The following is a 7,862-nucleotide window of genomic DNA, read 5'->3' as shown; positions in this document are numbered from 1 at the left end:
TAGACCACTGCGGAGTGGTAGTTCAGTTGGTTAGAATACCGGCCTGTCACGCCGGGGGTCGCGGGTTCGAGTCCCGTCCACTCCGCCACTTATTAAAAAACCCGATGCGAAAGCGTCGGGTTTTTTATTATCTAAAATTTGATCGACTTCCGGTTGATTTCAACCCTAGGTTAGGTGCCCCCGCCGATAGACTGGGACTTTTACATTTTTCAATAGGTAGCTTCACACGCAGAACATTACCCTAGAGTAAGTGCTCTTTCCCTACCACCATATCGATATCCACAAGGCTTTGATATTCCTTTTAATATGAGCCTACGTTATCCTCCTAGTGCACCGTTGTGCTGAAGACAATAAGCTAAAAGATAGTAAATAAGAGATGACTCTATGTCATTGCCTGTCACACCGGTTATTAGACTGAGTAGTCTTGTGGTCGCTTCGAGTAGCATGCAATGCAGATGATAAAGCACGCGTTACAGAAGTTTTTACTAGTACCTACTCTACAAGCGTTTAGCTAGAAAACCCATCCTTAGGGATAAGCTAACAGAGCAAGTAAATAAGGCTATCGTCATAAGAATACGGTGTAATTACATCTACAAAGATAGCGAATACGTCTATATAGCTGATGAGGATATGACGTTTATTGTTGTTCCTCTTGACCCTGTGCTTCTGCGCTATGGTACGAGTTTTCACAATTTCAAAGATAGTGTCGGACAGAGTATTACAGACATTATCCTTTCTGAGCTTGATTCTGATGTCCGCAATATCGTTCGGGTTCTGGGTGTGATTGTGATATTGATGAGCAGATCAATCTACTTGCATTGAATGCCGCTATCGGGCTGCTTGTGCTTGGGGAGCAAGGCAGAAGCTTTAGAAGCTTTGTTGTTGCTACTGAAGTCAGAAATATTGTTTGCCGGACTCAACAAAGCATAAAAGAGATTCTAGAAATGATGGGTAATCTTCAGTCAGGCTCACAACATGCCTCAGTTGCCTTGCAAGAAGTTGTTGCTCCTTTTAGAGGTTATTACAGAGAAAAGCCTTCAAATTGCGATAGTGGCAGCAGAACAAACAGTGGTGAGTGACGATTTCTCTCAACGATTAAACATGATTGAACAAAGTGGCACTGAACTTCGCTCGGCTGCAGAAGAAACAGAGCAGGCCACTCGTTCATTAAATCAACTGTCGTTGGAGCTGTACCACAAAATAGCTCGCTTTGAGGTTCAGTAATCAAGGATTTTCTCTTTGTACTAGGGGACAAAATCTTAACTTATTTGGTGCTGGGAAAGTTAATGAGCCTAGTTTATCTATATTCATTAATAGAGCGGAACGACTGCTAGGGCTTGTTTTTGAGCGCCAAATGAATAAAAACAGAACGCTAAGTATAGAAAAGCACCAAACGATATTTTTTTTGCAATTTAGTGTTGACGTAAAGGACGAAAAACCGTTTAATACACCTCGTCGCCCGGATAGCTCAGTCGGTAGAGCAGAGGATTGAAAATCCTCGTGTCGGTGGTTCGATTCCGCCTCCGGGCACCACAATTTAGATTGTTGGTGCTGTTAACAGTAGTACGAGCAATAACAAATAAAGTGTCGCCGACTTAGCTCAGTAGGTAGAGCAACTGACTTGTAATCAGTAGGTCACCAGTTCGATTCCGGTAGTCGGCACCATTTATTTACGTAAAGTAATTCCCCCTTAGTTCAGTTGGTAGAACGGCGGACTGTTAATCCGTATGTCGCAGGTTCGAGTCCCGCAGGGGGAGCCACTTTTAAAAGTAAGCAAAAGCTTGCTTTAAGTGCCGACTTAGCTCAGTAGGTAGAGCAACTGACTTGTAATCAGTAGGTCACCAGTTCGATTCCGGTAGTCGGCACCACTTTATTGCGAAAAGCAATTCCCCCTTAGTTCAGTTGGTAGAACGGCGGACTGTTAATCCGTATGTCGCAGGTTCGAGTCCCGCAGGGGGAGCCACATTATAAAGGCTGCATCTTACGATGCAGCCTTTTTTGTTATCTTGAGTTTGCCTTCCCTCTACTGAACTGTAAAAAAGACCGTATTGCAGTAGTACAGTCTTTTCGAAGTGTTTTCTCACGCTGGTTAGAGCCAGTGATTAGCTCATATCTATCTTAATATCGCTAAGGTTTGATGAGCTGTTATTGTCATTACTTTGAAGCTTTAACATTAATCTAAGATCATTTCGCGAATCAGCACTGTGTAAAGCGTCCTCTTGATTTATCTTGCCAGCTGAAACCAAATCAAATAAGGCCTGATCAAAGGTTTGCATTCCGACTTCTTTACCTTTCGCAATTGCAGCTTTGATTTCATGTAAATCACCTTTACGGATGAGTTCGGAAATGCGAGGGCTATTTAGTAGAACCTCGAAAACGCCGTGACGGCCCTGTCCATTCTTATCTCGAATGAGCTGTTGTCCTACGATGCCTTTTAAATTCGAAGATAAGTCAAAGAGGAACTGTTCCCGTCTATCTTCCGGTGTAAGGTGTAGTATTCGCTCTAAAGCTTGGCTAGCATTATTCGCGTGCAATGTCGCGATACAAAGGTGCCCAGTTTCAGCAAACGACATGGCGTATTCCATCGTTTCCCTAGAACGTATCTCACCAATTAAAATCATATCAGGAGCTTGTCGGAGTGAATTTTTAAGGGCGACTTCATAGCTTTCAGTATCCAGCCCAACCTCACGCTGTGTCACGATACATTTTGCGTGCTCATGAACGAATTCGATAGGATCTTCGACGGTGAGAATATGACCACTGCGGTGCTGATTTCGATAACCTGTCATCGCTGCCATAGTGGTAGATTTACCAGAGCCAGTAGCACCTACTATTAAGACTAAGCCACGTTTGGCAATCGCTAGATCTTGCAATACTTCTGGCAACGAAAGCTGCTCGAAGGTCGGTATCTGAGTTTCAATTCTTCGGATGACTGCACCAGGCAATTCTCGCTGGTAGAATGCACTTACTCTAAAACGGCCGTATGGCTTCACTATCGCAAAATTAGCTTCTTTTGTTGTCTGATACTCCGAGTACTTAGAACGCTCCATGACGCTGCTTAAAAGCGCTTGAATCGCCTCTGTAGTGAGCTTGTCATCTTTTGCTTGCAGTTCGCCATCTACGCGATATAACAGTGGCGCATCGACTGTTAAGTAAAGATCAGAGGCTTTTTCGTCAAGCATGTGATTTAGAATGGTATCAATGTTGTGCATTATCTCGTCCTATTGAAACATTGAACCATGTTGTTCAATTTTCTTATTCACTTCTTCTGGTTCAACCAGTCCTTGAGACAATAACCGTTTAGAGTGCTGTTCCATGGTCTGCATACCACTTGCCGCACCTGTTTGGATAATTGAGTACATCTGAGCTACTTTATCTTCTCGAATTAGGTTTCTGATAGCGGGTGTCGCTAGCATAATTTCATGACAAGCGATGCGCCCACCTCCCACGCGCTTTAACAGAGTTTGTGCGATAACAGCTCGTAAAGATTCTGAGAGCATAGAGCGAACCATTTCTTTGTCTTGGCCTGGAAATACATCAATAATCCGGTCAATGGTTTTGGCTGCAGAGCTCGTGTGCAGAGTGCCAAAGACTAAGTGGCCCGTTTCGGCAGCGGTAAGAGCTAAGCTAATGGTCTCTTGATCTCGAAGCTCACCGACTAAAATGATGTCCGGGTCTTCACGCAGTGCAGAGCGGAGTGCAGCTTTAAAACTGTGGGTGTCGCGATGAACTTCTCGCTGGTTAACCAAACATTTTTTATTCTGATGAACAAACTCAATAGGATCCTCAATGGTCAGAATATGTTTGTTTTGATGTTGGTTAATGTGGTCGACCATGGCTGCTAGTGTCGTCGATTTACCTGAACCAGTCGGCCCTGTTACTAATACCAAGCCGCGTTCTAGACCGGCTATCTCGGAAAATTTGTCGGGTGCGTCTATTTGCGCCAGTGTTGGGACTTCACTGGGGATGGTACGAAAAACGGCAGAGCAGCCACGAGATTGATTAAACGCATTGACACGAAAACGACCGATATCGGGCATATCAAATGAAAAATCGATTTCGAGATGCTCTTCGTATTCGCTGCGCTGTTTATCATTCATAATGTCAAAAACTAATTTATGGACCTCAGAATGCTCAAGAGCAGGGATACCAAGCTTTCTTACTTCACCATCAATACGTACCATAGGTGGGACACCAGCAGAAAGGTGTAGATCTGAAGCGTTATGCTTTACACTAAAGTCTAGTAACTCGGTGATATCCATTCATTTTCCTTATAATTTGTAAGCTATGACTAGTATTCAACAAAATATCGAACTAATCACCTCCCAAATTGCACAGGCTGAGCAAAAGTGCGGGAGAGCGCAAGGTGATGTGCAATTGCTCGCGGTCAGTAAAACTAAGCCTATTGAGGCAATTTTAGACGCTTGTCAGGCAGGTCAACGTCGTTTTGGCGAAAACTATGTTCAAGAAGGCGTTTCTAAAGTTGTTCATTTCAATGAACAACATGGTGATATAGATATTGAATGGCACTTTATTGGACCTATTCAGTCGAATAAAACACGACCAGTCGCAGAGCACTTTGACTGGGTTCATACTGTAGATCGTGCCAAAATCGCCCAACGACTTAATGATCAGCGCCCTCAAGGTATGAAGCCTATTCAAGTACTGATTCAGGTGAACACTAGCAGTGAAGCAAGTAAGTCTGGTGTCGATAGCGAGCAAGTTTTAGAGCTTGCCCAATTGATTTCCTCATTACCAAACCTCACGTTAAGAGGAGTAATGTCAATTCCAGAGAATGTTAGTGACTATCAATCTCAGCTCATTGCTTTTAAAGCACTGGCAGAGGTCAAAAACTTGCTGGCAGAAAAGCACCCTCAAGTCGATACGCTATCGATGGGTATGAGTGGTGATATGGAAGCGGCGATAGAAGCTGGAAGTACCATAGTTCGAATTGGAACTGCTATCTTTGGTGCGAGAGATTACAGCAACAAAGCGTAACACATAAGAGAGTGACGCAAAGTACCTCTAATTTAGGATAGGGTTAATGGAACAAAGAAAGATCGCATTCATTGGTGCGGGCAATATGACTCGCTCCATCGTCGCGGGATTGGTGGCCAGTGGCTACCGTCCAGATTGTATTACTGCGACAAATCCTAGCGAAGCAAAGTTAGTTGCTTTGCAGCAGGCTTATGATATTCAAGTGACGACGAACAATACTGAGGCAGCACAACAAGCCGATGTGATTGTGATGGCTGTGAAACCTCAATTAATGGAACAAGTGGCCAAACCACTTCAGTCGATTGATTTTCAGGGCAAACTGGTCATTTCAATTGCGGCCGGAATCTCAATAGAGCGTCTGCAACAAATGTTTGCCAGCCCACTAAATCTGATTCGAGTAATGCCGAATACACCTTCTTTACTAGGTGAGGGTATGAGTGGTCTATTTGCTTCCCCAATAACACCAGTTAGTGATAAAACCTATGCAGGTGAGCTGATGCAGGCTGTTGGTAAAGTTTGTTGGGTTGAACAAGAATCCGGCATCAATGACATTATCGCTGCCGCTGGTAGTGCTCCGGCGTATTTCTTCCTCTTCATGGAAGCGATTCAGCAACAAGCGATAGCAAGTGGCTTTGATGGAGACACCGCTCGACTGTTGGTGCAACAAACCGCATTAGGCGCAGCTAAAATGGTTAATGAGAATCCAGATACTGATTTAGCTACCCTGCGCCAACAGGTCACCTCTAAAGGAGGGACAACGGCAGAAGCGGTTCGTACGCTTGAGGAAAATGATATTCGAGGCATTGTTGCTAAAGCGATGCAATCGGCCGTGACCCGTGCTGAAGAAATGGAAAAACTGTTTTAATCCCAACAATGATAACTCGTAAGGGCTAGTTATGAATTCAATGAGTTTCTTGGTTTCGACCTTGTTTGATCTCTACATTATGGTCGTGATTTTGCGCATTTGGCTACAGGCATCACGCGCAGACTTCTACAACCCGTTTTCACAGTTTATTGTGAAAGCAACCCAACCTGTAGTAGCGCCACTAAGACGAATGATTCCGTCTATTGGCGCTATTGATATGGCGACGTTACTGTTTGCTTACGTTCTATGTGTTGGTAAATACGTAGCTCTGGTACTGATAGCTTCTGGTGGCAACTTTAGCTTCGGTGCTGACTTCTTGTTCCTAGGCTTGCTTTCTCTGATTAAAGCCGCGGGTGGCTTGTTGTTCTGGGTACTATTAATTCGTGCAATCTTAAGCTGGGTCAGTCAAGGGCGTAGTCCAATCGAGTATGTCTTCCATCAATTGACAGAGCCTATGCTGGCACCAATTCGCCGAATCATTCCAGCGATGGGTGGGTTTGATTTGAGTGTGTTAGTGCTATTTATTGTGCTGCAGTTTGCTAATTTCCTAATGGGCGATCTTATTGGTCCAATTTGGTATCGACTTTAATGTCAGCCGTAAAACAGGATGGAGAAGACCTCATTCTTCGTATTTATGTTCAACCTAAAGCCAGTCGAGACAAGCTGGTGGGAGAGCATGGTGAAGAATTTAAGGTGGCGATTACTGCTCCTCCTGTTGATGGAAAGGCCAATGCGCATTTGAGCAAGTACCTTGCTAAACAATTTAAAGTCGCAAAGGGACAAGTGTTGATTGAGAAAGGTGAGCTTGGAAGGCACAAACAACTTCGAATAGTGTCACCTGCACTGATTCCCAAGGAATTTATGACCCTCTTATGAGGGCTTTTTTAAAGGAGAAGAACAATGAAAAAGTGGTTATTGTTGATTTCGGCATTGATGGTGACTGGGTTAGCTCAAGCGGAACAGTTCAAAACAATCAAGGATGCAGAAGTGCATTATGTGGTGTTTAACTCGACGTTTATGACGCCACAAGTGGCGCGTAGCTATGGTTTGAAGCGTAATGAGTTTGTTGCAACGGTGAATATCAGTGTCCTTGACCGCTCAAGCGCAGGCAAGCCTGCCATGCCAGTATCGATAAAAGGCAATGCTAAAAACCTGATTGGCCAAACCAAAACGCTCGAGTTTAAAGAAATTAAGGAAGGAGATGCGATATACTACTTGGCTCAATTTCCTATCGTGAACGAAGAGCAATACCAATTCACGATTGATATTGATGCTGGAAACAAAGGTCGCGGTCCTATTACGTTTAGTCAGAAACTGTATGTAGAACCTTAAGGTTCCAGTAAATACCAACGCTTAAGCTTACTAACTCGAGAGAACCCCATGAGCAAAAAAATCGTACTTGCAACCGGCAATCAAGGCAAAGTGAAAGAGATGGCTGATTTGCTGTCTGATTTTGGTTTTGAAGTCCATGCCCAAAGTGAATTCAATGTCTCAGAAGTGGCTGAAACCGGTACGACATTCATCGAGAATGCCATCATTAAGGCCAGACATGCCGCTCAAGAAACAGGACTAGCTGCGATTGCAGATGACTCTGGGTTAGAAGTTGATTACTTAAAAGGCGCACCGGGGATCTACTCTGCTCGTTATTCTGGGGAGGGGGCGACGGACAAGCGTAACCTAGATAAAGTACTAGAAGAGTTGAAAGGGGTTCCTGAAGCACAGAGGACAGCACGGTTTCATTGCGTGTTGGTATTAATGCGTCATGCCGCTGATCCTACGCCGATCGTTTGCCATGGAAAATGGGAAGGTCGTATTCTAACGGAGCCAAGTGGTGACAATGGTTTTGGTTATGATCCTATTTTCTTTGTGCCTGAAGACAACTGTGCGTCTGCTGACCTAGAACCTGCACGTAAAAAACAGCTGTCACACCGCGGTAAAGCGTTAAAGGAGCTTTTCGCAACGATTAAGGCGCAAGGTCTTTAACATGGAGCAAACACCT

General features: G+C 44.2%; 11 protein-coding genes and 6 tRNA genes. 15 read left to right on the top strand and 2 right to left on the bottom strand.

The features are described from left to right. Positions 1–11: 11 nt before the first annotated feature. The 9 genes from L2W36_RS12895 (at position 12) to L2W36_RS12865 (ending at position 1,963) form a co-directional block, all read left to right on the top strand. Positions 12–88, top strand: a tRNA-Asp gene (locus L2W36_RS12895). A 434-nt stretch (positions 89–522) separates the two neighbouring features. Continuing rightward, the gene (locus tag L2W36_RS27510; protein WP_088876271.1) at positions 523–822 is read left to right on the top strand and encodes a cache domain-containing protein; all 300 of its coding nucleotides are present in this window, start codon (positions 523–525) and stop codon (positions 820–822) included. A gap of 20 nt (positions 823–842) precedes the next feature. Then, positions 843–1,079 (top strand): hypothetical protein, encoded by a 237-nt coding sequence (locus tag L2W36_RS27505; RefSeq protein WP_443088394.1) that lies wholly within the window; start codon positions 843–845, stop codon positions 1,077–1,079. After that, positions 976–1,224, top strand: coding sequence for a hypothetical protein (locus tag L2W36_RS12890; protein ID WP_236110203.1), 249 nt, complete (start codon positions 976–978; stop codon positions 1,222–1,224). The genes L2W36_RS27505 and L2W36_RS12890 overlap by 104 nt, the downstream gene beginning before the upstream one ends. A gap of 233 nt (positions 1,225–1,457) precedes the next feature. Beyond that, positions 1,458–1,533: transfer RNA gene (locus L2W36_RS12885), tRNA-Phe, on the top strand. A 56-nt stretch (positions 1,534–1,589) separates the two neighbouring features. After that, positions 1,590–1,665, top strand: a tRNA-Thr gene (locus L2W36_RS12880). A gap of 19 nt (positions 1,666–1,684) precedes the next feature. Next, positions 1,685–1,760: transfer RNA gene (locus L2W36_RS12875), tRNA-Asn, on the top strand. 32 nt (positions 1,761–1,792) lie between these two features. Beyond that, positions 1,793–1,868: transfer RNA gene (locus tag L2W36_RS12870), tRNA-Thr, on the top strand. Positions 1,869–1,887: 19 nt separating this feature from the next. Next, positions 1,888–1,963, top strand: a tRNA-Asn gene (locus tag L2W36_RS12865). Positions 1,964–2,102: 139 nt separating this feature from the next. On the opposite strand, the gene L2W36_RS12860 is transcribed toward L2W36_RS12865, so the two are convergent. Both L2W36_RS12860 and L2W36_RS12855 read right to left on the bottom strand, forming a co-directional pair. Beyond that, positions 2,103–3,212 (bottom strand): PilT/PilU family type 4a pilus ATPase, encoded by a 1,110-nt coding sequence (locus L2W36_RS12860; RefSeq protein WP_107307048.1) that lies wholly within the window; start codon positions 3,210–3,212, stop codon positions 2,103–2,105. A 9-nt stretch (positions 3,213–3,221) separates the two neighbouring features. After that, a complete protein-coding gene (locus L2W36_RS12855) occupies positions 3,222–4,262 on the bottom strand; it encodes a type IV pilus twitching motility protein PilT (RefSeq protein ID WP_236110202.1) in 1,041 nt (346 codons plus the stop codon). Between the two features lie 25 nt (positions 4,263–4,287). On the opposite strand from L2W36_RS12855, the gene L2W36_RS12850 reads away from it, so the two are divergent. From L2W36_RS12850 to L2W36_RS12825, 6 genes are read left to right on the top strand one after another with little or no spacing between them, the layout of a single operon-like run. After that, positions 4,288–4,998 (top strand): YggS family pyridoxal phosphate-dependent enzyme, encoded by a 711-nt coding sequence (locus tag L2W36_RS12850; RefSeq protein WP_062459982.1) that lies wholly within the window; start codon positions 4,288–4,290, stop codon positions 4,996–4,998. 46 nt (positions 4,999–5,044) lie between these two features. After that, positions 5,045–5,863: a pyrroline-5-carboxylate reductase gene (gene proC, locus L2W36_RS12845; protein ID WP_006075532.1), complete on the top strand. Its 819-nt coding sequence runs from the start codon at positions 5,045–5,047 to the stop codon at positions 5,861–5,863. A gap of 31 nt (positions 5,864–5,894) precedes the next feature. Continuing rightward, positions 5,895–6,452 carry a YggT family protein gene (locus L2W36_RS12840; RefSeq protein WP_236110201.1) on the top strand — a complete coding sequence of 186 codons (558 nt, stop codon included), beginning with the start codon at positions 5,895–5,897 and terminating at the stop codon, positions 6,450–6,452. Next, entirely contained in the window at positions 6,452–6,739 is a 288-nt protein-coding gene (gene yggU / locus L2W36_RS12835; protein WP_236110200.1) for a DUF167 family protein YggU, read from the top strand. The genes L2W36_RS12840 and yggU overlap by 1 nt, the downstream gene beginning before the upstream one ends. 24 nt (positions 6,740–6,763) lie before the next feature. Next, positions 6,764–7,195, top strand: a complete 432-nt coding sequence (locus L2W36_RS12830; protein ID WP_062459978.1) for a DUF4426 domain-containing protein — start codon at positions 6,764–6,766, stop codon at positions 7,193–7,195. A gap of 48 nt (positions 7,196–7,243) precedes the next feature. After that, positions 7,244–7,846: an XTP/dITP diphosphatase gene (locus L2W36_RS12825; RefSeq protein WP_006075536.1), complete on the top strand. Its 603-nt coding sequence runs from the start codon at positions 7,244–7,246 to the stop codon at positions 7,844–7,846. The last annotated feature ends 16 nt before the right edge of the window (positions 7,847–7,862 follow it).

It is taken from the genome of Vibrio sp. McD22-P3 (genome assembly GCF_021568915.1).
In the GTDB taxonomy this organism is placed as follows: Bacteria; Pseudomonadota; Gammaproteobacteria; order Enterobacterales; family Vibrionaceae; genus Vibrio; species Vibrio mediterranei.
Note: the sequence above shows the minus strand (reverse complement) of the source record. Positions and strands in the feature narration are given on the sequence as shown.

Bases quoted from the DNA above. Each gene is read 5' to 3' on its own strand.
- L2W36_RS12890 (WP_236110203.1), top strand. From the start codon at position 976: ATGCCTCAGTTGCCTTGCAAGAAGTTGTTGCTCCTTTTAGAGGTTATT.
- L2W36_RS12860 (WP_107307048.1), bottom strand. From the start codon at position 3,212: ATGCACAACATTGATACCATTCTAAATCACATGCTTGACGAAAAAGCC.
- L2W36_RS12855 (WP_236110202.1), bottom strand. From the start codon at position 4,262: ATGGATATCACCGAGTTACTAGACTTTAGTGTAAAGCATAACGCTTCA.
- L2W36_RS12850 (WP_062459982.1), top strand. From the start codon at position 4,288: ATGACTAGTATTCAACAAAATATCGAACTAATCACCTCCCAAATTGCA.
- proC (WP_006075532.1), top strand. From the start codon at position 5,045: ATGGAACAAAGAAAGATCGCATTCATTGGTGCGGGCAATATGACTCGC.
- L2W36_RS12840 (WP_236110201.1), top strand. From the start codon at position 5,895: ATGAATTCAATGAGTTTCTTGGTTTCGACCTTGTTTGATCTCTACATT.
- yggU (WP_236110200.1), top strand. From the start codon at position 6,452: ATGTCAGCCGTAAAACAGGATGGAGAAGACCTCATTCTTCGTATTTAT.
- L2W36_RS12830 (WP_062459978.1), top strand. From the start codon at position 6,764: ATGAAAAAGTGGTTATTGTTGATTTCGGCATTGATGGTGACTGGGTTA.
- L2W36_RS12825 (WP_006075536.1), top strand. From the start codon at position 7,244: ATGAGCAAAAAAATCGTACTTGCAACCGGCAATCAAGGCAAAGTGAAA.